Annotated in this window: 24 protein-coding genes and 2 pseudogenes; 12 read left to right on the top strand and 14 right to left on the bottom strand. The window is 64.0% G+C overall.

Annotated features, from left to right (window positions below; translation table 11 throughout):
• The first annotated feature begins 7 nt into the window (after nucleotides 1-7).
• Both R3P93_RS11275 and R3P93_RS11280 read left to right on the top strand, forming a co-directional pair.
• Entirely contained in the window at nucleotides 8-1,171 is a 1,164-nt protein-coding gene (locus R3P93_RS11275) for an NADH:flavin oxidoreductase/NADH oxidase (RefSeq protein ID WP_269596020.1), read from the top strand.
• A gap of 115 nt (nucleotides 1,172-1,286) precedes the next feature.
• A complete protein-coding gene (locus R3P93_RS11280; RefSeq protein WP_094638341.1) occupies nucleotides 1,287-2,228 on the top strand; it encodes a DUF808 domain-containing protein in 942 nt (313 codons plus the stop codon).
• Nucleotides 2,229-2,240: 12 nt separating this feature from the next.
• Here the strand turns inward: R3P93_RS11280 and R3P93_RS11285 are convergent, their stop codons facing one another.
• From R3P93_RS11285 to R3P93_RS11300, 4 genes are all read right to left on the bottom strand, one after another.
• Nucleotides 2,241-2,453, bottom strand: coding sequence for a hypothetical protein (locus tag R3P93_RS11285; protein WP_269596018.1), 213 nt, complete (start codon nucleotides 2,451-2,453; stop codon nucleotides 2,241-2,243).
• A gap of 8 nt (nucleotides 2,454-2,461) precedes the next feature.
• Nucleotides 2,462-3,049: a helix-turn-helix domain-containing protein gene (locus R3P93_RS11290; protein ID WP_317533037.1), complete on the bottom strand. Its 588-nt coding sequence runs from the start codon at nucleotides 3,047-3,049 to the stop codon at nucleotides 2,462-2,464.
• Between the two features lie 148 nt (nucleotides 3,050-3,197).
• Complete coding sequence (locus R3P93_RS11295; RefSeq protein ID WP_317533038.1) at nucleotides 3,198-3,395, bottom strand: hypothetical protein; 198 nt, start codon at nucleotides 3,393-3,395, stop codon at nucleotides 3,198-3,200.
• A 148-nt stretch (nucleotides 3,396-3,543) separates the two neighbouring features.
• Nucleotides 3,544-3,915 carry a VOC family protein gene (locus tag R3P93_RS11300; protein ID WP_317533039.1) on the bottom strand — a complete coding sequence of 124 codons (372 nt, stop codon included), beginning with the start codon at nucleotides 3,913-3,915 and terminating at the stop codon, nucleotides 3,544-3,546.
• 63 nt (nucleotides 3,916-3,978) lie between these two features.
• On the opposite strand from R3P93_RS11300, the gene R3P93_RS11305 reads away from it, so the two are divergent.
• Nucleotides 3,979-4,413 carry a MarR family winged helix-turn-helix transcriptional regulator gene (locus R3P93_RS11305; protein WP_269596015.1) on the top strand — a complete coding sequence of 145 codons (435 nt, stop codon included), beginning with the start codon at nucleotides 3,979-3,981 and terminating at the stop codon, nucleotides 4,411-4,413.
• A gap of 103 nt (nucleotides 4,414-4,516) precedes the next feature.
• On the opposite strand, the pseudogene R3P93_RS11310 reads toward R3P93_RS11305, so the two are convergent.
• The 3 genes and pseudogenes from R3P93_RS11310 to R3P93_RS11320 all read right to left on the bottom strand — a co-directional run.
• Nucleotides 4,517-5,224, bottom strand: a pseudogene (locus tag R3P93_RS11310) (alpha/beta fold hydrolase); the annotation flags it as partial.
• Nucleotides 5,225-5,237: 13 nt separating this feature from the next.
• The gene (locus R3P93_RS11315) at nucleotides 5,238-5,960 is read right to left on the bottom strand and encodes a pirin family protein (RefSeq protein ID WP_317533040.1); all 723 of its coding nucleotides are present in this window, start codon (nucleotides 5,958-5,960) and stop codon (nucleotides 5,238-5,240) included.
• On the bottom strand, nucleotides 5,957-6,409 hold the full coding sequence (locus tag R3P93_RS11320) for a MarR family winged helix-turn-helix transcriptional regulator (protein WP_094669507.1): 453 nt from the start codon (nucleotides 6,407-6,409) through the stop codon (nucleotides 5,957-5,959). Before R3P93_RS11320 ends, R3P93_RS11315 begins: the two co-directional genes overlap by 4 nt.
• 85 nt (nucleotides 6,410-6,494) lie before the next feature.
• Here R3P93_RS11320 and R3P93_RS11325 point away from each other — a divergent pair, with 85 nt between their 5' ends.
• Both R3P93_RS11325 and R3P93_RS11330 read left to right on the top strand, forming a co-directional pair.
• Nucleotides 6,495-6,986 (top strand): VOC family protein, encoded by a 492-nt coding sequence (locus R3P93_RS11325; protein WP_149406763.1) that lies wholly within the window; start codon nucleotides 6,495-6,497, stop codon nucleotides 6,984-6,986.
• 31 nt (nucleotides 6,987-7,017) lie between these two features.
• On the top strand, nucleotides 7,018-7,800 hold the full coding sequence (locus R3P93_RS11330; RefSeq protein ID WP_149406764.1) for a pirin family protein: 783 nt from the start codon (nucleotides 7,018-7,020) through the stop codon (nucleotides 7,798-7,800).
• On the opposite strand, the gene R3P93_RS11335 is transcribed toward R3P93_RS11330, so the two are convergent.
• Entirely contained in the window at nucleotides 7,797-9,362 is a 1,566-nt protein-coding gene (locus R3P93_RS11335; RefSeq protein WP_269596168.1) for a Na+/H+ antiporter, read from the bottom strand. The genes R3P93_RS11330 and R3P93_RS11335 overlap by 4 nt on opposite strands.
• Before the next feature lie 58 nt (nucleotides 9,363-9,420).
• Entirely contained in the window at nucleotides 9,421-10,224 is an 804-nt protein-coding gene (locus R3P93_RS11340; protein ID WP_317533041.1) for an SDR family oxidoreductase, read from the bottom strand.
• 35 nt (nucleotides 10,225-10,259) lie between these two features.
• On the opposite strand from R3P93_RS11340, the gene R3P93_RS11345 reads away from it, so the two are divergent.
• Both R3P93_RS11345 and R3P93_RS11350 read left to right on the top strand, forming a co-directional pair.
• Nucleotides 10,260-11,060 carry an ABC transporter ATP-binding protein gene (locus R3P93_RS11345; RefSeq protein ID WP_394855280.1) on the top strand — a complete coding sequence of 267 codons (801 nt, stop codon included), beginning with the start codon at nucleotides 10,260-10,262 and terminating at the stop codon, nucleotides 11,058-11,060.
• A 26-nt stretch (nucleotides 11,061-11,086) separates the two neighbouring features.
• A complete protein-coding gene (locus R3P93_RS11350; RefSeq protein WP_269596166.1) occupies nucleotides 11,087-12,154 on the top strand; it encodes a hypothetical protein in 1,068 nt (355 codons plus the stop codon).
• Here R3P93_RS11350 and R3P93_RS11355 read toward each other — a convergent pair.
• Nucleotides 12,146-12,706 (bottom strand): sugar O-acetyltransferase, encoded by a 561-nt coding sequence (locus R3P93_RS11355; protein ID WP_269596165.1) that lies wholly within the window; start codon nucleotides 12,704-12,706, stop codon nucleotides 12,146-12,148. The genes R3P93_RS11350 and R3P93_RS11355 overlap by 9 nt on opposite strands.
• Before the next feature lie 10 nt (nucleotides 12,707-12,716).
• On the bottom strand, nucleotides 12,717-13,223 hold the full coding sequence (locus R3P93_RS11360; RefSeq protein ID WP_269596164.1) for a GNAT family N-acetyltransferase: 507 nt from the start codon (nucleotides 13,221-13,223) through the stop codon (nucleotides 12,717-12,719).
• Nucleotides 13,224-13,336: 113 nt separating this feature from the next.
• On the opposite strand from R3P93_RS11360, the gene R3P93_RS11365 reads away from it, so the two are divergent.
• A complete protein-coding gene (locus R3P93_RS11365) occupies nucleotides 13,337-14,206 on the top strand; it encodes a D-2-hydroxyacid dehydrogenase (protein ID WP_317533042.1) in 870 nt (289 codons plus the stop codon).
• 53 nt (nucleotides 14,207-14,259) lie between these two features.
• Nucleotides 14,260-14,703 carry an SRPBCC family protein gene (locus R3P93_RS11370; RefSeq protein WP_394855281.1) on the top strand — a complete coding sequence of 148 codons (444 nt, stop codon included), beginning with the start codon at nucleotides 14,260-14,262 and terminating at the stop codon, nucleotides 14,701-14,703.
• On the opposite strand, the gene R3P93_RS11375 is transcribed toward R3P93_RS11370, so the two are convergent.
• Nucleotides 14,700-15,950: an Nramp family divalent metal transporter gene (locus tag R3P93_RS11375; RefSeq protein ID WP_300514765.1), complete on the bottom strand. Its 1,251-nt coding sequence runs from the start codon at nucleotides 15,948-15,950 to the stop codon at nucleotides 14,700-14,702. The two genes, R3P93_RS11370 and R3P93_RS11375, sit on opposite strands and share 4 nt — an antisense overlap.
• Before the next feature lie 97 nt (nucleotides 15,951-16,047).
• Here R3P93_RS11375 and R3P93_RS11380 point away from each other — a divergent pair, with 97 nt between their 5' ends.
• Complete coding sequence (locus R3P93_RS11380) at nucleotides 16,048-16,809, top strand: class I SAM-dependent methyltransferase (protein WP_317533044.1); 762 nt, start codon at nucleotides 16,048-16,050, stop codon at nucleotides 16,807-16,809.
• Here the strand turns inward: R3P93_RS11380 and lppU are convergent.
• A pseudogene (gene lppU, locus R3P93_RS11390) lies at nucleotides 16,806-17,407 on the bottom strand (LppU family putative lipoprotein). The gene R3P93_RS11380 and the pseudogene lppU sit on opposite strands and share 4 nt — an antisense overlap.
• A 120-nt stretch (nucleotides 17,408-17,527) precedes the next feature.
• Nucleotides 17,528-18,772, bottom strand: coding sequence for a molybdopterin-dependent oxidoreductase (locus tag R3P93_RS11395; protein ID WP_269596169.1), 1,245 nt, complete (start codon nucleotides 18,770-18,772; stop codon nucleotides 17,528-17,530).
• Between the two features lie 236 nt (nucleotides 18,773-19,008).
• Here R3P93_RS11395 and R3P93_RS11400 point away from each other — a divergent pair, with 236 nt between their 5' ends.
• Together R3P93_RS11400 and R3P93_RS11405 are read left to right on the top strand one after the other, a co-directional pair.
• Nucleotides 19,009-20,292, top strand: coding sequence for an HNH endonuclease signature motif containing protein (locus R3P93_RS11400; protein WP_269596159.1), 1,284 nt, complete (start codon nucleotides 19,009-19,011; stop codon nucleotides 20,290-20,292).
• Between the two features lie 60 nt (nucleotides 20,293-20,352).
• Entirely contained in the window at nucleotides 20,353-21,651 is a 1,299-nt protein-coding gene (locus tag R3P93_RS11405) for a lipase family protein (RefSeq protein ID WP_269596158.1), read from the top strand.
• The last annotated feature ends 11 nt before the right edge of the window (nucleotides 21,652-21,662 follow it).

Genomic DNA, 21,662 nt, shown 5'->3' on the forward strand with positions numbered 1-21,662 from the left:
CACTGCCATGCCCGATCTCTTCAGTCCGTTCACGCTCAAGGGCGTCACGCTTCGAAACCGCATCGCCATGTCGCCGATGACGATGTACCGCGCCGTCGACGGGAAGATGAACGACTTCCACCTCATGTATCTCGGTGCGCGTGCGGCAGGCGGCTTCGGGATGGTGTTCCCGGAGCAGGTTGCGATCACGCCTGACGGACGCACCACTCCCGGATGCGCCGGGATCTACGACGACGATCAGATCGAGGGTCACGCTCGCGTGACGGCGATGATCAAGCAGATGGGATCGGTTCCGGCGATTCAGCTGGGCCACACCGGACGCAAGGGCAGTGAAGTGCCACCGTGGCAGGGCGGACACCAGCTTCCGGCAGACCATCCCGACGGATGGGAGTGTGTTGCGCCGTCGGCGATTCCCTACGGCGGCGACCACTCGTTCCCCGTCCACGAACTCAGCGTGCCCGAGATCAAGGCGATCCATCAGAGCTACGCCGACGCAGCTGTTCGTGCTGCGGAAGCCGGGTACGAGTGGCTCGAAATGCACTACGCCCATGGTTATCTCGGTGCCAGCTTCTTCTCCCCGCTGGCGAACCAGCGCACCGACCAGTACGGCGGAAGCCTGGAGAACCGGGCACGGTTCCACCTCGAGGCACTCGACGCGGTGCGTGAGGTGTGGCCCGAGAAGTACCCGCTCACCATGCGGTTGGGCTCGGACGACCATCACCCCGACGGGGTTCAGTTCGACGAATCCATGATCGCCATCGGATGGATGAAGGAACACGGCCTGGATATGGCCGATGTCAGCCTCGGCTTCAACACGGACGACATGGTGGACCCGCCGTTCGGCGACATGGGGTTCATGGTCGAGCGCGCCGCGCGGGTCAAGCGTGAGCTGGATATTCCGGTGACGTGCAGCTGGAACCTCGGTGTTCCGGAAAATGCGGACGCCGTGATCCGCGACGGCAAGATCGACGTGGTGTTGCTCGGTCGTCCGGCGCTGGCCAACCCGCACTGGCCGGTGTGGGCTGCACGCGAGCTCGGCCACGGTGACCCGTTCTCGCTGGTGCCCGAGGACTGGAGCTGGTGGTTGAAGAATTTCCGAGGACACGACCCGAGCATCGGATTGCCGCCTGCGAAGGTCGTCGAGGTCGAGGAGGAGCGCAAGATCGCGTAGCCACCGACAAGGAGGGGCCGGACGGCGATCACAGACCACCTGCGGACGGTAGGGTTCCAAGGGCTCGCATCATGAGGAGCCCAGTGGTGTTCTCGTATCGACGCGGAGGTTTGTGATGGCCGGCGGACTCGTAGCCCTGCTCGACGACGTGGCAGCGCTGGCGCGTCTGGCAGCTGCGTCCATCGACGATGTCGGTGCGGCGACAGGCAAGGCGACGGCCAAGGCCGCCGGCGTCGTGATCGACGACGCAGCAGTGACGCCGCAGTACGTTCGCGGTCTCGCAGCCGAACGTGAACTGCCCATCATCAAGCGCATCGCCGTGGGCTCACTGCGCAACAAGCTGCTCATCATTCTGCCGATCGCCTTGTTGCTCAGTCAGTTCCTACCGTGGCTGTTGACGCCGATTCTGATGCTCGGCGGCTGCTACCTCAGCTATGAGGCCGCGCACAAGATCTGGGGCGCGCTGTTCGGCCACGGCGACCATCACGCCGCCGCCGAGGACGAGCCGCGCGACGAGGACACCGTTGTCTCCGGCGCAGTGCGCACCGATCTGATTCTGTCCGCCGAGATCATGGTCATCGCGCTGGACACCATTGCTGCAGAGGACTTTTGGAGCCGCCTGATCATCCTGGCGGTTGTCGCCGTGGTCATCACGATCGTCGTGTACGGAGTCGTCGCGCTGATCGTGAAGATGGACGACATCGGTCTCAAACTGGCCGACGGCTCCACCGGATTCGTGGAGAAGTTCGGCCGAGGCCTGGTCAAGGGCATGCCGAAGGTCATGTCGGTGCTCTCGGTCGTCGGCACCGCGGCGATGCTGTGGGTCGGCGGACACATCCTGCTCGTCGGTATCGACGAGCTCGGATTCCATCCGATCTACGAACTCGTGCACCACGGCGAGGATGCCGTACGAGGCGTGGCCGGCATCGGCGGAGTGCTGGCGTGGATCGTCAACACCCTCGCGTCCGCGATCATCGGCGCGATCGTGGGCGGCATCATCGTCGCTGCGCAGCTGGGGATCTCGAAGGTACTCGCCAAGCGGGCTGCCGCGAAGTAGTGGCCGCTTTCCTTACCGATGAATGAGCTCGAGCACCCGTTGCTCGGATACGCAGACATCGGCGAGCGATGCCGTCAACTGGTCCCATGCGCGCTGAACGCGAAGTTCGTCGCGGCGCAGGCGTTTCTGGGCAGCAGCCAGTCTGCGGCGCTCGGCTCGAAGCACATGCAACTCGCGATCGTGCCGGGCGATGAACAGGTACGTGTGCGGATCGAACGGATACATGCCAACTCCTATGGTGTCGTGGGGAATCCGTGCATCAGAACCATGACGTGTTCGCGCTCCCCCGAGGTCGCGGCTTCCCCATGTCGACGCCACCTGTCCACGACGGCACGTAATTCCACGTCCATCTCGGCGGTTTCGCTCGCGGTCAGTCGCAGGACGTTGTCGGTGCTGAAGGCAGCCGATACCCACTCCGGACCCCACGATTCGGATGTTCGATCGAAGTTGCGCAGACGCGACCACTGGTGTGCCAACCAGGAGTCCTTGGATGCTTTCGCAACCTGTAGCGATTCGGGTGAGTCCGCAAAGTCGTTCTCGGACCAGCTGAACCCGTTCTCGTTGGCCTCCGACCACCAGCGCTGACGTTTGTCCGATCCGTTCTCGACCTCCTTCACGAACCCGTGCTCGGCGAGTTTCCGCAGGTGATAGCTCACCGAGGCGGGTGACTCGTCCACCAGATCGCCGAGCTGGGTCGCTGTCATCGACTTGTTGGCGCGCAACGCATAGAGCAGTCGCAGCCGGATGGGATGCGTCAGCGCCTTCAGCTCGGACATGTCCGTCAGCTTCCGTGGCGTCCGATCCTGAGGTGGTGGGGTCATACGACAACCATAACCCGAAAGAGATATTTCGCAATAGTTCTTTCGGAACTTACTGCTGTATAGGTAGGTGTTGTCTGCGGAACTACGCCGACGGCGACAGCATCAACAGTGTCGCCCCGATGCCGACGATGATCGGAGCGGGCACTATTCACCACGACCATCGTCGATCCTGGCCGATGACGTGGAGAACCCGGATGGCCCAGATCAGGCCGATGATCAGCAGTGCCACGGTTGCAATCAGTGCGACGAGCAACCGGTCAGGTCCTGTCAGCTCGCCGTACGGGGACGGCCACCAACTTCTGGACAGACAGACCCAGGCGGCGACGACGCTTGTGGTGAATGTCAATAGGATCGGGCCTGGTGGTTTGGCGGGCTTTCGTGGTGCATTGGATGCCGCGATGGTCCGGTCGATCAAGGCTCTGAGAATGGTGAAGGTCCCTACTCTGCGGAGGCCGTGGCGGTTTCAGGGTCTCATGGCCGCCGCGCTTTCGGAACTAACTGCTGTGCACGGTCACGGCGTATCCGTCCGGGTCGGACAGGACTAAGGTCTTACCGAATGGGCCGTCGAAGGGTGCTGTCAGGATGGGCACGCCGGCGGCGACCAGTGACTCGTGCAGCGCCTCGGCGTCGTCGCAGGAGAGCCACAGGGCTACCCCCAGTCCCGCCTGTCCGCTGTCGAGATCGGTTCCGGGAGTTGGGTTTCGGACGGCGAACGGGATGGGTGAGGTTGTGAACACCACCGCTCCGGGGGGTGCCTGGGGAGCGCGGACCAGACCGAGCCGGCTCTCGTAGAAGTCTGCGCTGACGGCGAGGTCGCGTACTTGCAGAGAGAGGAAGCTCGGTCCGGAAACGGTAGCCGTGGTCATGTGGGGTCCTTTCGAGATGGTCGTCAAGTTCTTGACGGTTGGAATGTATGTCAAGATGTTGACATGAGTCAAGTGGACCTCGACACCTCGATCGGTTACGCCCTCAAGCGGGCAACCTCCGCCCTGCGTTCGGCGATGGACGACCGCCTCCGCGAACTCGACATCACGGTCTCGCAGTATTCGAGCCTCGAACTCCTCGCACACAAGCCGGGGCTGTCCAACGCAGAGCTCGCCCGCGCGGTGTTCGTCAGCCGGCAGGCAACCCATCAGCTGCTGGCCGGGCTGACGCGCGATGGCTTGGTGGAGATCGAAGGCACCGGTCGAGACCAACGCCTGCACGTGACGGCTCGGGGAATCGAACGGCTACGACAAGCGTCGGCCGCCGTCGCAGACGTGGAACGCACCATGATCGAATCGCTCTCCGCGCAGGAGCGGGAAGTGCTGCATCGCAATCTTGTTGCGTGCGCGGAGGCATTGGGCGGCCACCCGCACGCGTGACCTCACTCGATCGAGTCGAGGAACTCCAGCATTGCCGTGTTGATTCGTTCGGCCGGTCCATGTTCGCGGCGTGGCCGCATTTTTCCAGCACTACCGATCGACCGTGTGAGTTGCCTACGACGGAATCGGAAGCGTGTGCAGCAGGCCAGAACTGACTCTCACGCCCGGCGACCATCAGGTACGGCCGATCCGTTGCTGCGATGGTCGCGCGCCAATCCTGGGCAGCATGGTCTGCGAGCAGAGCCTTCATCGGCGGGGTATCGGGCGACGCCATCTTCGGAACCGCACGTAGCGCGAGCGTGAGCTTCAGGAGCGACGGCACGGACTTCCACTTGGGCAGGCCGTGTCCGGTATCGGGTATTCCGTTGTCGAAGAACGTCGTTCGGTTGTCCTCGGTGAGACCGTAGAAGCCGTTCTTCCAGTCGGAGCTGTTCACCATCTTCGGCGTCTGATCCACTGATACGACGGCTCGTACGTGCTCGGTGCCGAATTGCGAGATGTACGACCAGATGGTGCTAGCCCCCATGGAGCCGCCGATCAAGACGGCCTCGTCGACGCCCACCTCGGACAGGAAGTTCGCCACGTCGCGTCCGTGTCGCTCCATGGACGCCCCGTGGATCGGTGCCTCCGAAGCGCCGTGTCCTCGTCGATCGAGCGCCAGAACGCGATATCCGGCGTCCACCAACGCTTTCTGCTGCAGCGCCCAGGTCGTCGCGGGCGCGCAGAAACCGGCAATGAGCACCACGGCCGGGCCTGTGCCCTCGTCCAGATAGTTCAGGGTGACAGCATCGTCGGTGGTGATGGTCGGCATAGTCGACACTCCCTCAGGCGAAGGTGGCGTGCATTTCCCAGATCATGATTTCGCTCGCGGTCGATGCTGTCACACGGTGTCCGCCGGTGGAGGTCAGTCGCACCGCGTCACCCTGGGCGAGATCGCCGATGTCCTCGAACATCGCCGAACCGTCGGCGACGAAGACGTGACCGAACGGCGCGTCGGGAACGGTGATGGACTGCCCCGGCCGGAGCCGCGCAACGTGCAGTGCCGCAAAGCGATTGCCGATGTGAATTCCACTTCTGCTCGGCATTCCCGATGCCACACAGACCAGCTCGCCGGATGCCAACTCGCCGCGCACGTCCAGTTCGTCGTACGAGGGCACTCGTCCGTCGGCATCCGGCGGGATCCACATCTGTACGACGCGTAGCTTGTCGCGGCTGGTCAGGCTCGACGCGTTGCGTTCGGTGTGGCGAATGCCGGTGCCCGCACTCATGCGTTGAATCAGACCGGGGCGGATCAGTCCGGAATTGCCCTCGGAATCGGTGTGCGCGAGCGTGCCCTCGAGTACCCACGTGAGGATCTCCATGTTCCGGTGCTCGTGCGAATCGAAGCCCTCACCGGGAAAGACGGTGTCCTCGTTGTGCACCATCAGCAGCCCGTGTGCGTTCGCCGCCAGGTCGTAGTTGCCGGTGGCGGGGAAGGACTGTTTGGAGTCGAGCCATTCGTTCCACCAGTGATGCCGCTGCTCGCCGGGAATGTGGGTGAGGGTCACGACGCGTGGTTCCGCATTGCCGAGAAAGTGCGGGTGAGGGCCGCGAGATCCTCTGGGTTCACCAGGTCGAACATGTTCTCCCGTACCGCTGCGGCGTGCCCTGGACTGGCCTCGGCGAGGGTGCTGAGGCCGGACTCGGTGAGCTCGGCGGACATGCCCCGCTTGTCGTCGTCGCATTTGACGCGTCGAACCCAACCGCACTCGACCAACCGGCTGATAGCCCTCGTCACGCCGCTTCGAGTGGTGGTGACGGCGTCGGCGAGTTCGCTCATGCGGCGTCGGCGATCGGGCGCTTCGGAGAGCACCACCAGCAACTCGAAGTCGGTGAACGAGATACCGGAGTCGCGAGTGAGCTGGTTGTCGAGATCGCGAAGCAGCAGCCGAGTCGCGTCGAGGTATGCGCGCCAGGCCGACTGTTCGTCCTGGCTGAGCCACCGTGGAGATTCCATGGGTCCATATTAGTTGACAACGCAACTACTCGGTGTACTGTCGTGGTAGTTGACGAAGCAACTACTTGACCCGAAGGGTAGAGCGATGACCGAGACAGATCAGCACACCATCGAGCGTGACCGCATCCGTGCCCAGCACATGAAGCCTGCAGGCGAGCGGCCCGCGTCGTCGGCCAGGGGACTGCATCACACCGCTTTGGTCAGCAGCGACGTCGAAGCCACGGTTCGCTTCTACCAGGATCTCCTCGAGTTCCCGCTCACCGAACTCATCGAGAACCGTGACTACCCAGGCTCCTCGCACTTCTTCTTCGATATCGGCAACAGCAACCTGCTGGCGTTCTTCGACTTTCCCGGACTCGACGTCGGACCGTATGCAGAGGTGCTCGGCGGCCTCCACCACGTGGCGATCAGCGTCGAGCCCACCAGGTGGGAACACCTGCGTACCAAGCTGATCGACGCCGGAGTGGAACTGATCGAGCACAGCGATGTCTCGCTGTACTTCCGCGACCCCGACGGTGCGCGTCTCGAACTGATCGCCGATCCACTCGGTGAGATGTACGGCTCGCACGTTCTCTGACCCCCCATACTTCGAGATTCGAGGCAATGACATGACCTCTGCAGCAACCACACTCGACGTCCGACGGGCCGACGACCGATTCAAGACCAAGATCGGCTGGCTCGACTCCAAGCACTCCTTCTCCTTCGGCAATCACTTCGATCGTGGCAACACCCACCACGGTGTCTTGATGGTCAACAACGACGACATCGTCACCCCCGGGCAGGGATTCGACACCCACCCACACCGTGACATGGAGATCGTGACCTGGGTACTGCAAGGATCGCTGGTGCACCAGGATTCGATGGGCCACTCCGGCGTCATCTATCCCGGCCTCGCGCAGCGCATGAGTGCAGGCACAGGAATTCTGCACTCGGAGAAGAACGACTCGTGGCGACTCGGTGAAACCGCCGGCTCGTACTCGGGCAAGCACGGCGATCCCGTTCGATTCGTCCAGATGTGGGTTGTGCCCGACGAACAGGGCATCACCCCGGGCTACGAGCAGCTCGAAATCGACAGCGAATTGCTCAGTGGCGGGCTGGTTCCGGTGGCGTCAGGGATGGCGCGCCACGCCGATCACGCGGCGATCCGAATCAAGAACAAGTACGCCGCGATGCACGCTGCACGTCTGCAGCCAGGACAAGCCCCGGTCGACGTTCCCGACGCGCCGTTCGTGCACATCTTCGTAGCCGAGGGTGAAGCGATGCTCGAGGGTGTCGGCGTACTTGCCGAGGGCGACGCCGTGCGGATCTCCGGAGGCGGCGGGCAGAAACTGAGCACCGCAACCGGAGCCGAAGTGATCGTGTGGGAAATGCACGCGGCGATCGCCGGTTAGTCGGTTTCTCGGTGCGGGCGGAAGGAGTGCTCCTCGTGGTCGAGTTCGTGTTCGAGGCTGCGCATGCTGTTGTCCGGTAACCGGCCGGCGTCTCGCCAGCACAGCAACTCCTCACGCTCGACGGCCAGGATGCGTCGCCGGGTACTCATCGCGGCGATCTGCTCCGGTGAAATTACCGAATCGCCCACTTCGGATTCGTCGAGGTGATCGAGCCGGCGGTGGTAGCGGTCGATGCGGTGTTCCAACTCGTGCCGCAATATCTCCCGACCCTCGTCGTCCAGGTTCTCCTCGTCGGCTATTCGATCCAACTGTGACAGAGCAGCTTTCGTCGAACCCTCGCGCGCTTCGTTCCGTAGTCGCGCCTCCTCTGCGGGATCGGCCACGACGTTCAACCTGCGTACCAGTGGCGCGAATGTCAGCCCCTGACCTATCACCGTCACCAGCACGACGAGAAATGCGCAGAACAGCAGCAGATCTCGGCTCTCGAACGGCTCGCCCGAGTCGATGGTGAGCGGCAACGTGAAGACGGCGGCGACGGTGATGACTCCGCGAGTGCCTGCCCAACTCATCACCACCGCCTCGCGGGCGGACAGCCCCGTGGTCAGCAACCACAGCGGCCGCAGCAGGAGGACGCCGGCGAGCGTGACCGTGACTGCCAGGGCGATGGTCGTCCCCGAGTAGGCCGACAGGCCGCCCACCACGGTGGGCAACTGCTCGCCGATCAACAGGAACACAAAGCCTTCCAGCAGAAGATCGATCAATCGCCACACCGCGCTGGTCTGTAGGCGGCTGGCTCCGGAGATGGCGTGACGGGTGTGGTGACCGATCACCAATGCTGCAACGACGACCGCCAACACCCCGGACGCATGCACTTCTTCGGCCGCGAGGTACGCGACGAACGGCGTCGACAGCGACACGATATTGAGCAGTAGCGAATCGTGAACGAACCTCTGCACCAATCGAATCAGTAGTGCAACGATGAGGCCCACGACGATGCCGCCTGCTGCGGCGAGCACGAACAATCCCGCGGCATGGGCGGCTGTCATGTCCTGACTCGAGATCGCGGCGATCGCCACGGTCAGCATCGTCAGCGCGGTCGCATCGTTCAGCAGTCCCTCGCCTTCGATGAGCGTCACCAGCTTCGGTGGGATGCCCGCGCGTCGACCCACCGCGAGCGCCGCCACCGGGTCCGGTGGTGCCACGGCAGCACCCAGCGCCATACCGGCCGCCAACGTGATGCCGGGCACGAGCAGCCAAAGGCCCACTCCCACCAGTGCTGCCGTGGCCACCACCAAGGCCACGGACAAGCTCAGAATCGTCCATACGTTGCGGCGGATGGCGATCAGTGAAGAGTTCAGCGCAGCGCTGTAGAGCAGCGGCGGAATTACCAGGGTCAGAACGACCTCGGGGTCGAGAACGATGTCGGGCAACGCCGATGCCGAGACCGCCAGGCCGGCGAGGGTCAGCAACGCGGCCGCGGGCAGCGTCGTCTTCTTCGAGATCACCTGTGCGGCGACGATCAGACCCGTGGCGGCCAGGACCAAGCCGAGAGTTTCTATCACGGTAAGTCGAGAGGGAAATAGTTCACCCGGCTGTATTCCACCAGGTCAGAGGTTCAAACTATCTCTTCAGCCCGAACATCTTCGCAATTGTCTTCTCCATGAAGGTCGCCGGGAGCAATCGCCGCGCCATGAACACGACCGGTGCGTTGCTTCCTCTGGCGTACAACGGTTTCGGCTTGTCTGCCTCGATGGCCTTCAACACCACCTCCGCGACTTGCTCGGCGGAGATGCCGGTTCCCTCCTTGCGGTCCAGGGACGAGATCGCGGTGTGGAAGTCGTCTCGGTGGACCGAATCCGGTGCGATGTATTTGGTCCGACGCTCACTGATTCCGGTGTTGATCGAGCCCGGCTCGACGGTGGTCATCCACACGCCGAAGGGCGAGAGTTCCAGGCGCGCGGCATCGGAGAAGCCCTTGATGGCGGCCTTCGTCGACGCGTACGACGAGCGGTAGGCGAGCGGGAAGCTCGCCAGCATCGATCCGATCATCACGATGCGGCCGTAGCCACGCTCGCGCATACCGGGAATGACGCCCTGGGACAGCGTCACTGCACCGAAGACGTTCAACTGGAACAACCGCTCGATGGCATCGGTCGGCAGCTCCTCGAACGGCCCGGACTGACTCTCACCGGCGTTGTTGACCAACACGTCGACGACACCGAGATCGGCGACGAAGTTCCGGATCGAGTCGGCATCGGTGAGGTCGAGAGCGCGATACTCGACGCCGGTGGCCCGTTGCGCGTCGGTCATCGAGTCCGGATTGCGGGAGGTGCCGATCACTCGATACCCCCGGGCGAGGAGCGCCTGCGCAACCGCGTGTCCGATACCCGACGAAGCTCCGGTGACCACTGCCGTGCGATTCATGCCCAGATGGTACCGGGACGGCTGATCGATACCGGATGACGAACCGTCCCATACCGGTTAGTCTGTTACCCGTGCAAACGAATTCTGCTGCCCTGCTGATCGAGCACCTCTGTATGGCTTTCGGCCCCAAAGTTGCAGTCGACGACCTGTCGCTGATGGTTCCACCCGGTTCGATGTTCGGGCTCGTCGGCCCCAACGGCGCAGGCAAGACGACGTGTCTGTCCATGGCAGTCGGTCTGCTCAGGCCACAGTACGGCCGAAGTCTGGTGTTCGGACGAGACGTCTGGGCCGACCCCATCGCCGCGAAAGAGCTACTCGGAGTACTGCCCGACGGGCTCGCTCTGCCATCCCAGTTCACCGGCCACGAGCTTCTGACCTACTTCGGACGACTGCGCGCAATGCCCGAGGACGTGATTGCGCAGCGTCGAGACGAGCTGTTGGACGCATTGGATCTTGCCGACGCCGGGGGAACCGTCATCGCCGACTATTCAGCGGGTATGACCAAGAAGATCGGGCTGGCCTCGGCGCTGTTGCACGGCCCCCGGCTGTTGGTGCTGGACGAGCCCTTCGAGGCGGTCGACCCCATCTCCTCCACCACCATTCGCACCATCCTGGTCCAATTCGTCCGGTCCGGCGGATCGGTGATCCTGTCGAGTCACGTGATGGCACTCGTCGAGCAGCTCTGTACCCACGTCGGCGTCATCACCGGTGGCCGAGTCGTGGCTGCGGGAACGGTGGACGAGGTCCGCAACGGCGGAAGTCTGGACGAGGCCTTCGTTCGCCTGGTCGGTACTCGCGAACAGAACCCCGACGGCCTGTCCTGGATGCGCTCGTGACGTCTCTGGGTCGAACCGTCTTGCAGATGCGAATCACGCTCTACCGCAGGCAATTCAGGGGCGGCCAAGCAGTGGTGAAAAGCGTGTTCGGGTTGCTGGGGCTGGTCTTCGCGGTATTGGCGTGTGTGTTGTCTGCGCGCAGTGGAGCCTCGCAGGTGTTGGTCGGCGGCACCGTGAGCCTCGGGCTGACACTGATCGGTCTGAGCTGGGTGCTGTTCCCGGTGCTCTCGGGTATCTCCGACGACAACATCCAGCCCCGCCACTTCCAGATGCTGTCGGTGAAACCCTCACGCCTGGCGCGTGCCCTGTTGGCCACCTCGGCGTACGGGATGCTCGTGCCGTTGACAGCCATCGCGACCGCGTCGATCCCGATCTATGCCGTGTCCCGTTCTCTCGCAGCACTTCCGCTTGCCCTGGTGGCCTGGCCTGCGACCGTCGTACTCTTCGTGACGCTGTCCAGGGTGGTCACCGTGGCGATGTCTCAGCCGTTGCTGACCGACTCGATTCCGTTCACCGCAGAGTGGGGTGCGTGGATGGTGATCTACATGGCGATGGGCGCGGGATCGAATCTGTACGGCCTCGACGGCGGTTCGATGTGGCATCTGGTGATGATTCCGCAGGCTCTGCGCGACGACGTCCGTGGTCGGCAGATCGCGTGGCTGATGGTTGCGGCACCGTTCGCTATCGTGTCGACGACGGTGGTCCGAGTGTTCGGTGACCTCGGGCTCGACCGGCTGGCGGTCCCCATTTCGGTGACGCTGTCGATGCTCGGGGTCAGTGCAGGGCTCATCGTCGTGATCTCGGTCCGTGCCGCCTACCCGGTCCCCGAACCCACCAAGGCCTTTTCGCTGAACACCCGAGGGTCGTTCAACGGAGGTTCGTTCGCATTGATCTTGCTGTCGATGGTCGTACTCGGAGTGTCGGTGGTGCCCGGTCTGCTGCTGGCACTGCTCCTGCCCGGTGCGTTCGCGTACCTGTCCGTTCCCGTGGCCGCGGCTATCGGGTGGTTGGGCATCTGGTGGGGCGCCCGGATGGCCGTCGGCACCCTCGTCGGTGACTCCGACAAGATCTTGCACGAGGTGATCTCACGGTAGGGCGCGAATGGTCCGACTCGGGTTGCCGGCAGCGAAGGTGCGCGACGGCACGTCCCGGGTGACGACGCTGCCTGCACCGATCACCGAGTTGTCGCCGATCGTGACGCCCGGGCACACGATGACTCCGCCGCCCAGCCAGACGTTGTTCCCGATGACGATGGGAAGAGCGCTCTCCCAGCGTGTTCGGCGCGCCTCGTGATCCTCCATGGGGTGCAGCGGCGTCAGCAGTTGTGCCCGTGGTCCGATCGACACATCGTCGCCGATGGTGATGGGCGCGCAGTCCAACAGGATCGCGTCGTAGTTGAGGAAACTGTTCGATCCGATGGAAATGTTTGTGCCGTAATCACATTGGAACCTGGGCATGATCCACGAATCGTCTCCGAAGGATCCGAGCAATTCGCCGAGAATCTCCCGACGCTCTTCGTTCCGGTCTGCGTCGGTTGCGTTGAATCGGTCCAATAGCCTGCCGCACGCCACCCGAGACGCCACCAGTTCGGGATCGTTGTCTCGGTACAGTTCTCCGCGCAGCATACGATCCCGGTTCTCGCCCATGGACGAGACACTACCGATCGGTCGGCTTCTCGAAAAGGGCAACGCTGAACCATGCACTGCCCTCGGCGAACTCGCGGCGGCCGACGTAGCGGAACCCCTGATCGAGGTAGTAGCTGCGCAACGCACCGTTGGTCTCGGCGCAGTCCAGACGCAGCAGCGAGCGTCCTTCCCGGCGAGTCTGCTCCGACGCCCACTCGAGCAGCGACGCGCCGAGGCCGGTACCGGCCTCGCTTCTGTCGATCACCAATCCGTGTACGTAGCAGGCCAGTTCGTCGTGCTCGGGCCAGATGGTCGGGTCGGATCCGATCAAGCGCAGTGCTCCGACTATCGGGCCGCCGGGATCGCGTCGGGCGACGTAGAACTCTCCTGCCTCGATCTGCGCTGCGACAGTGCCGAGGGGCACCTCGCGTGGCGTCCACTGATCGATTCCTCGATCCGAGAGCCAGTCCTCGGCGGCGTGCCGGAGGCCGAGTATCGTTGCCGCGTCGGCGGCAGTTGCGGGTTCCACGGTGAGCACGGTGCCATGGTACGGAGGTGGCGAGTTCTGTGGTGAACGTGCTTGTGGTCGAGAGCGGTTCGGACCGGAGGACCTTCCCCCTGATCGATGGAGTCGACTTCCGAAGCTGCCTCATGGACGAACTCGCCGACGCGGTGTCGTGGGCCGAGGTGCTGCTGTTTCGGACCTTCGAGACTGCCGATCTGCGGGGCGTGTGGCCCGGTGCCGAGAATCTTCGCTGGATCCACGCGTCGAGTGCCGGAGTCGACAGACTGCTGGATCCGGTTCTGCGCGAGAGCCTGTGGACGCTGACCAATTCCGGTGGCATCCTCGACCGGGCCATCGCCGAGTACGTCGCAGCCGGCATCCTGGCGTCGGTGAAGAAGCTGCCCCTGGCGCTTGCTCGGCAGCGCGAGCGGGTGTGGGAGCACAGAGTTGCCGGCGGAATTCACGGTCGCGCCGCCCTCGTCGTCGGTCCTGGTTCGATCGGACGCGAGATCGGCCGCGTACTCGGCGCGCTCGGTATGCGCGTCGAGGCGGCGGCAACGTCCGAGCGACCGGGCGATTCGGAGTTCTCGCGGATCCGAAACTTTCGAGAATTGCCCTCGTATGCAGGCGAATACGACGTGATCGTGCTGGCGACACCGCTGACCGATGCCTCGCGCGGACTCGTCGACGCGGCGGTGCTGGGGGCCATGCGTTCCGATGCAGGCCTGGTCAACATCGCCCGCGGTCCCGTCGTCGACGAGCGGGCCCTGTGCGATGCCCTGGGATCCGGAGCGATCGGGTGGGCCGTGTTGGACGTGTTCGAGGTCGAACCGTTGCCGGACACGAGCCCGCTGTGGGACATGGACAACGTCATCCTGACCGCGCATCTGGCGGGCGACTCCGACGATTTCGCAGAGCGTCTGTGGGCGCTGTTCGAGGACAACCTGCAGCGGTACGTCCGCGGTTCGGCATTGGTCAACGTGGTGGATATGCAGGCGGGATACGTGCGCCGCTGAAACGGACCGCCAAAGTATGCGTAACACGCCGTAGCATGTACTAGGGTGCACGAGTGCGTGAAATCAATCGTTCGGCCATGGCGTCGACCAGTCGTGATGCGGCATTCGCTTACATGGACGACTTCAGAAACGTCCCGCAGTGGATGTTCGGCATCACCCGGTTCGAGCCGAGGAGCGACATTTTGTCCGGTCTCGGAGCCACGTACGACGCGACGATGCAGATCGGTCCGAAGGCTCTCACCTCCGTTGTGCACGTGACCGAATGGGTCCACAACGAGAGGCTCACGCTCGAATCGGTCGAGGGCCTGTCCAACTCGTCCACGTGGTCGTTCTCCGACACGGCAGACGGCGGTACCCGTCTGGATGTGGTGTTCCGCTACAGCCTTCCCGGCGGAATTGCAGGCAAGGTGCTCGGCGCTGTGGTCGAACCCGTTGTGGGTCAGGCGATCAAGCACACGGAGTCGACGCTGCGCGCCCGCCTGGAAGCGGCCGACTAGTACACGTACTTGTCGAGTGCGTCCAAGACCTGGTCGACGGCGAGCCACGCGAACAGGAATGCGCAGACACCCAGCGTCAGGTTGGTGAACCAGCCGTTGCGCCACTGCTGTGGCACCCGATCGCTGTTGAGCAGAATCAACAGCGTCACCGCCAGGAACGGCATGAAGACCGCCCCGAGGACGCCGTATGCGAGCACGAGTCCGATCGGTTGGTCCAGCCACAGCAGCGCCATCGGCGGGAACGTCAACCATGCGACGTACCAGCGGAAGTACTTACCGCCCACGCGTGTTTCGGGGTGGCCCTGTTCGAGCCCCTTCAGATTGCCGACGAAGTCCGCGAACATCAGGCTCACTCCGTTCCACACCCCGATCAGGGACGAGAACGACGCCGACCAGAATCCGATGAGGAAGACGTACCCGAACACCGTGCCGTAGCGCTCGGCGAGCACGTCGGAGAGTTGAATCAGGCCCTGATCGCCGGTGGAGATCGCGATCTGCGACGAGTACAGCAGCTCGGCACCGACGATGAGCATGGCGAGGACGAAGATTCCGGAGATGACGTAGGCCATCGAATTGTCGATGCGCATGACGCGCATGAATTTCGGTGTGATCCAGCCTTTCTCGCGCAGCCAGTAGCCGTATGCGGCGAGCGTGATGGTGCCGCCGACGCCACCTGCGAGGCCGAGGACGTACACGATGGAGCCGTCGGGAATGGTGGGGACGATGCCCTTGACGATGGCGGGAACGTTCGGAACCGCTACTACCGCAGCGCCGATCACGGTCACGAACATGATGCCCACGAAGACGGTGATGATCTTCTCGAAGAACCCGTAGCTACCGAGCCAGATCAACGCGAACCCGAGGAGCCCGGACGCGATGGCGACAACCTTCAGATCCAAGGCCGGGAACAGCGCGACGATCGGCAACGCGCTCGACGACATCGCCGCAGCACCGTAGACGAATCCCCAGATCACGATGTACGGCGCGAAATAGACCGTCGTCCACTTACCCAGCGAACGCCAGCCCTGAAAGATCGTGTTGCCCGACGCCAACGTGTAGCGGCCGGCACCCTCCACCAGAACGACTTTCATGACGACGCCGACGATGATGACCCAGAGCAGTGCGTAGCCGTAGCGCGAGCCGGCCACCAGAGTCGCGACTAGGTCGGCAGCCCCGATGCCGGTTGCGGCGACCACGAGTCCGGGGCCGACCACCTTCCATTTCGGAGGTGCAGTGGTCTCGGTCATCGATTCTCCTCGTGCGCCGGGGGTTGCTCAGTGACCTGTCTCACTCTTTACGAAACGTACGGTTCCTGGCAAGTCAGCGCTCGGTACCGTCGATGCGGTGACCGACGGAGAGCAGTCATCGCGTGCACTGAGCTTCGGCAAGGTTGCCGAGAATTACGACCGGGCCCGTCCCGGCTACCCCGCCGAGTTGTACGCGGACGTCGTGACCGGGGACGGGCTGCGAGTGCTCGAGGCGGGAGCAGGCACCGGTAAAGCCACCGTTGCATTGGCCGAACTCGGTGCGTCCGTCGTTGCGGTGGAACCGGATCCGGCTATGGCAGAGCTGGTTCGGCGGCGCACCGAGAACCGCGACGTCGAAGTGCAGGTGTCACGGTTCGAGGATTGTGCAGTCCCGGCGGCGTCGTTCGATGTAGTCGTCGCCGCCCAATCCTGGCATTGGGTGAACCACGAGCAAGGAGCTGCAGTAGCGGCCCGCGCGTTGGTCCCCGGCGGCGTCCTTCGGTTGTGGTGGAACATGCCGGGCGACCTAGAGGGCCCGGCATGGGAAGCGGTCAGGGCGGCCTACGACGCAACCGAGCCGGCAGCGGCACCACTGTTGGCGCACTCTCTCGGTGCGCAACCGGAGTCGAACGTGCCCCGCGCTGCCGGCTTCGGTCCGTGGACGACCTCGACATACGAATGGGTTCAGCGCTATTCCGCAGATGAATTCTGCGCCATGGCCGCCACGTACTCGAGCCATCTAGCCCTGGACGACGTGCGCCGCGGCGAGGTCCTGGGCGCAGTACACGCGGCCATCGCCCGCCACAGCTACGTGGACTACCGCTACGTCACGCAGATGGTGACGGCGCAGCTCGACTAGGAGATCGTCGTGGTGCAGACGACGAATTGCCTTGAATCGTAGGCGAATCCACCCTCGGGGCATTCGTTGGGATCGGCGGTACCGGTCTTGATCTCGGTGACCTGTTCGACGTCGGTCGCGGTGGGGTCGTTGCAGTCGACTCGTGAGGGCTCGTCCATACCGACGGTGGGCACGCTCATGCAGCGTCGACGACCCAGTCGACGTCGAGGCACAGTGCCCCCTGCTCCACACCGTCGAGTGTCTCGTAGTAGGTCTGATTCACGTCGGTGGGGCACTGCTCGTTCTGCTCGGCCTTGGCGATGACCTTGTAGTTCGATTCCATGCTGCCGCATTCGGCGTTCTCGATGGTGGCGGCCGTCATCGTTCCGCCGAGTTGGACGCATTGACCGATCTCGACGTCGATGTCGGTGGAGCCGCCGGCGTCGATGCCTTCCTGGCCGGATACGTCATCGGTGGTGCCGGCCGCGGCGGACGTGGAGGACGAGGTGGTGGTGTCTGCGGCAACGGCATTGCCCGATTCGGACGACGAGCATCCTGCGGCGAACAGCAGCGTGAGCGCTGCACCTGCGGCGAGGAGGCCTCTGGACAAAGCAAGCATCGTGGCATGACCTTCGGAACTCATCGAGGCGAGAGAACACACCCTCGTCGGCAGCCCCACGGGCCACCGAAGAAAGATTCTTTACCATTCACGGAGGTTTGAAAAGCGCACAGCCGGAAGTCACGAACGGAACACGATGGTGGCAACCCATTTGGTGTTGTGTACGCCCGGCAGCGCAGGCACGATCACGCGCGCGGGAAATCCGTGATCGAGCGAGAGATCCACGCCGTTGACTTGCAACGCGAGCAACGAATCCGGATGGCTCGCTTGATTTCCCTGTAGTACCGCGCGCGTGAATGCACCGTTCTGCTCGAGCGAAGTGACCTCGGCCGATCGCGGTGCGGGTACGCCTGCGAGCGCGGCGAGTTCGGCCAACGGGACGCCGGTCCACGTCTGCGTGGTCGACCATCCTTCTACGCACGCGATCGGAAGTTCGGCAGTGCGCTGCGGCATCGACAGCAGCCTGCCCCGAGACAGCACCACCGGGACGGCGTCGTCGGCTGCGCTGCTGATCGTCAGTTGCCAGTCGGGCCCGGTCTGCGCCTCGGTGATCCCCGCAGCTTCGGCGGTTCGGTTGATCTGGAAGTCGTTGGGGCCGTCACCGTACGAGCGTCCGCGAGGCAGCAGAATCGCGGCCTTGCGCAGCACTCCTCCGAGCGTCTGGCCGACGGTCAACACCGCGACGAAACCCATTCCGGCAGCGACCAATCCGATGGCACCGCGTCGACTCATGGTCGACGGGGGGCTGTCGTCGCACTGCTGGTCCGGAGCTTCGTTGCGGGCCCGCAACACGTCCATCAGGGACTCGGACCTCAGGGTGCGCCACATCAGCGGAACCTTGAGACCGAGGTGCACGAGAAATCCGGAGATGAACACCCAGGCACCGAAGTAGTGAGCGGCGTAGAAGTCGAAACCGAACACGTAGTCGTACTGGATGTTGAGAACGCCGGTGACGATCTCGAACAGCAGGCCACCGACCAGTGCCAACAGCGACAGTCGTTCGAGCGCATGTGCCGGCGATCGGACCGGTGGTAGTTCGACCAGCTTGGGCATCACCGACCACAGTTTGGCGATGACGAGCGGCACGATGATCAGCCCGAGCCCGACGTGCAGGCCCTGGGTGAGTTGGTACAGCCAGGCAGGGTTGGTGGGCCAGTCGAAGTACGGCAACCGCAGCCACCCGACGGCTCCGGGTCTGGCCTGGCCGAACTGCGGTCCGTAGGCGCTGTACGAGAGCAGCCCCGTCACCGTGATGATCGGCAGCGCGACGAGCAGCACCGCACCGAACAGCGACGTCAACCACGTGCTGCGCAGCGGACTGCGAAAGCGCGCGAGAGGATTGCGGACGTCGGCCATGTAGGGCATTCGCTGCCCAGTCGGTGCCGGATGTCTCGTGGCCTGCTCGGGTACCGGCGGGTCGTCGCTCACGTGCGCCTACCGCCCTCCGCTCGGAACCAGCATCCGGTGTCAGTATCGGGCCGGACAGCGAGAAAGCAAGCCCGGAACGTCCCCGCGGGGACGCGTCGGACCTCGTCGAGAAGTTCTTGTCGGTACCGCGTCGTACGCTTCGTCGAACATGCATTCGATGAATGGGGGCGTTCATGAGCGACATGCAAGAGGCAGGATCCGAGGCGGGACGGATCGAGACGAGAGAAATCGAGACCGAGATCTGCGCTCTGGCCGGTCAGATCGCTGCGGCGTCGGCGCAGTATCTGATTCTGGTGGGTGAGTTCGATGCTCGACGCGGATGGGCGGGATGGGAAGTGCGGTCCTGTGCGCACTGGTTGTCGTGGCGTGCGGGAGTCGACCTGCACACGGCCCGTGAGCAGGTACGGGTGGCCAAGGCGATGCGGGAGTTGCCGCTGATCACCTCGGCGTACCTGAGCGGCACGGTTTCCTACTCGAAGGTTCGGGCGATGACGAGGGTGGCCACGGTCGACAACGAGGCGTCGCTGCTGCAGAAGGCGCTCGATGCACCTGCTGCCCACATCGAGCGTCTGTGCCGTGGCCTGAAGAAAGCGATGCGTCCGACCAGGGGTAACGGAGTCGATGCCGATCCGTCCGTGGGGCGGTGGCGCTGGGACGAGGACGACGGCTCGCTCGTGCTGACGGCGCGCTTTCGGCCCGAGGACGGCAAGCGGTTTCTGGCTGCATTGACCAGGGCGGAGTACGAGCGCACCCGAACCGAGGGCGAATCCGAGGGTGACCGGGCGGCTCCGGCACCGTCGAACCCGGTGCCGGCGATGATTGCCATGGCCGAGATGGTCTGTGCCGGAATGGATTCGCCGGTGGTCTCACCGGCAGCGGAAGTGTTGGTCCACCTCGGCGGCATCGACGAGGCGGGTCACGATCATGCCCATTTCGACGACGGCCCGGGTCTGGACGACGAAACGTTGGCTCAGGTGCTGTGTTCTGCGGTCATGCGGACGGTCGGCCACGGCCGCCTCGGCAAGACTGTGCGGTGGAGTTCGACTGCGAAAGCGCCGAGCCGAACCCAATTGCGGCAGTTGATCATTCGGGATCGATGCTGCACGGTGCCCGGGTGTGGGCGCACTCGATTTCTGCATGCCCATCACGTCACCTACCGCTCACAGGGAGGCAAGACCACGCTCGACAACCTGGTCCTGCTGTGCGGCGAACACCATCGAGCGCTGCACGACGGCTACTTCTTCATCGAAGCCCTCGACGATCAACGCTTCTCGTTTCACCATCCTTCGGGAATGGAGATGATTCACGCGCCGACGATGTCCGGCGACGCGGACGAACTCAGGCGGCGACACAAAGGCATCGCGCCCGACGCCATAATCCCGAACTGGGGTGGGGAGGGCCTCGACCTCAGCTACGCGACCGACGTCCTGATCACCAATTGGCAGCAGGCTGCATGAAATGGAGTCGTTGAGGGCAAGTTAGTGTGACGGCGAGACTCGGACAAGAAGCGGTGGGACATGAGCGTCGACAGATCGATGGAGGACGAACAGCCCTGGCCGGTGGAACGAGCACCGAGCCGGAGCGACGCGACCAGGCCGGAGGACGACCCCTTCTACGCCGCGCCCGATGGGTACGAAGCGGCTCCACCGGGGACGATTCTCAAGGTACGGCCGGTCGAGGTCGCGATGTTCGGTCGTGTGCGCCAGCGAGTCGATGCATGGCAGCTGCTCTATCGAACCGCTGATCTCGGTGGGTATCCCCAGGCCAGCGTCACGACGGTGCTGCGCCCGCGGGACGCGGAGCCGGTACTTCTGTCGTATCAGTGTGCGATCGACGGCGTCGCATCCTCGTGCTTCCCGTCCTACGCGCTTCGGCGTGGCTCGCGGGCGTTCGGCGCGGTCCCACAGTTCGAGTTCCTGCTGGTACTGCACGCCCTGCGCCGAGGGTGGACCATCTCGATCCCGGATCACGAGGGACCCGACGGCCACTGGGGTTCGCCGCAGGAACCCGGGTTCTGCACGCTCGACGCCATCCGCGCGGCGTTGTCGTTCGAGCCGCTCGAATTGAACGACAGCACGCCGGTCGCGCTGTGGGGCTACTCGGGCGGCGGGCTCGCAACATCCTGGGCAGCGGAGATGGCTCCGGAATACGCACCGGAGATCGAGCTGGTCGGTGCCGCCCTCGGCTCCCCCGTCGGCGATCCGGGTTCGGCGTTCACCCGGCTCAATGCGACGCTGCACGCAGCATTGCCGACACTGGTGGTGGCCGGCCTGCGGCGGACCTACCCCGAGCTCGATCGGGTGATCCGTCAGCACGTCGACGAGGACGGAATGCGCATTCTCGATTCCGTGGAGTCGATGACGACAGTGCGCGCCGTGACCAAACTGGCCAGGCACGACCTGGACCACTACATCGACGTTCCGCTGGCCGATCTGTTGGCACTGCCCGAGATCGTGCAGGTGTTCCTGGATATTCAGCCCGGGCGCACCGCCCCGACGGCACCGCTGCTGGTCATTCAGTCGGTGCACGATCAGATCATCGCCGTCGACGACGTCGACGGGCAGGTGGATCGGTACATCGAGGCCGGAGCCCACGTGACCTATCTGCGGGATCGGCTGAGCGAACACCTGTCGCTGCACCCGATCGGTGCGCCTCTGACTTTGAACTGGTTGTCCGATCGATTCGCCGGAGTGCCGGTCGAAGAACCGTCGACACGAACGGTGTGGTCCATTGCGTTCTCGTTCGCGGCGGTTCGCGGTTTGTTGTCGATGACCTGGACGACCATCCGAGCGTTGGTCGGCGGCGTGCGAGCGTAGCTACTCTAGGG

The organism is Rhodococcus cerastii (assembly GCF_033042195.1).
Lineage (GTDB): Bacteria > Actinomycetota > Actinomycetes > Mycobacteriales > Mycobacteriaceae > Rhodococcoides.

Bases quoted from the DNA above. Each gene is read 5' to 3' on its own strand.
- R3P93_RS11320 (WP_094669507.1), bottom strand. From the start codon at position 6,409: ATGGAATCTCCACGGTGGCTCAGCCAGGACGAACAGTCGGCCTGGCGC.
- R3P93_RS11275 (WP_269596020.1), top strand. From the start codon at position 8: ATGCCCGATCTCTTCAGTCCGTTCACGCTCAAGGGCGTCACGCTTCGA.
- R3P93_RS11340 (WP_317533041.1), bottom strand. From the start codon at position 10,224: ATGAATCGCACGGCAGTGGTCACCGGAGCTTCGTCGGGTATCGGACAC.
- R3P93_RS11355 (WP_269596165.1), bottom strand. From the start codon at position 12,706: ATGGGCGAGAACCGGGATCGTATGCTGCGCGGAGAACTGTACCGAGAC.
- R3P93_RS11325 (WP_149406763.1), top strand. From the start codon at position 6,495: ATGACCGAGACAGATCAGCACACCATCGAGCGTGACCGCATCCGTGCC.
- R3P93_RS11350 (WP_269596166.1), top strand. From the start codon at position 11,087: ATGCGAATCACGCTCTACCGCAGGCAATTCAGGGGCGGCCAAGCAGTG.
- R3P93_RS11305 (WP_269596015.1), top strand. From the start codon at position 3,979: ATGAGTCAAGTGGACCTCGACACCTCGATCGGTTACGCCCTCAAGCGG.
- R3P93_RS11400 (WP_269596159.1), top strand. From the start codon at position 19,009: ATGAGCGACATGCAAGAGGCAGGATCCGAGGCGGGACGGATCGAGACG.
- R3P93_RS11290 (WP_317533037.1), bottom strand. From the start codon at position 3,049: ATGACCCCACCACCTCAGGATCGGACGCCACGGAAGCTGACGGACATG.
- R3P93_RS11300 (WP_317533039.1), bottom strand. From the start codon at position 3,915: ATGACCACGGCTACCGTTTCCGGACCGAGCTTCCTCTCTCTGCAAGTA.
- R3P93_RS11280 (WP_094638341.1), top strand. From the start codon at position 1,287: ATGGCCGGCGGACTCGTAGCCCTGCTCGACGACGTGGCAGCGCTGGCG.
- R3P93_RS11395 (WP_269596169.1), bottom strand. From the start codon at position 18,772: ATGCCCTACATGGCCGACGTCCGCAATCCTCTCGCGCGCTTTCGCAGT.
- R3P93_RS11405 (WP_269596158.1), top strand. From the start codon at position 20,353: ATGAGCGTCGACAGATCGATGGAGGACGAACAGCCCTGGCCGGTGGAA.
- R3P93_RS11375 (WP_300514765.1), bottom strand. From the start codon at position 15,950: ATGACCGAGACCACTGCACCTCCGAAATGGAAGGTGGTCGGCCCCGGA.
- R3P93_RS11285 (WP_269596018.1), bottom strand. From the start codon at position 2,453: ATGTATCCGTTCGATCCGCACACGTACCTGTTCATCGCCCGGCACGAT.
- R3P93_RS11365 (WP_317533042.1), top strand. From the start codon at position 13,337: ATGGACGAACTCGCCGACGCGGTGTCGTGGGCCGAGGTGCTGCTGTTT.
- R3P93_RS11330 (WP_149406764.1), top strand. From the start codon at position 7,018: ATGACCTCTGCAGCAACCACACTCGACGTCCGACGGGCCGACGACCGA.
- R3P93_RS11345 (WP_394855280.1), top strand. From the start codon at position 10,260: ATGACGAACCGTCCCATACCGGTTAGTCTGTTACCCGTGCAAACGAAT.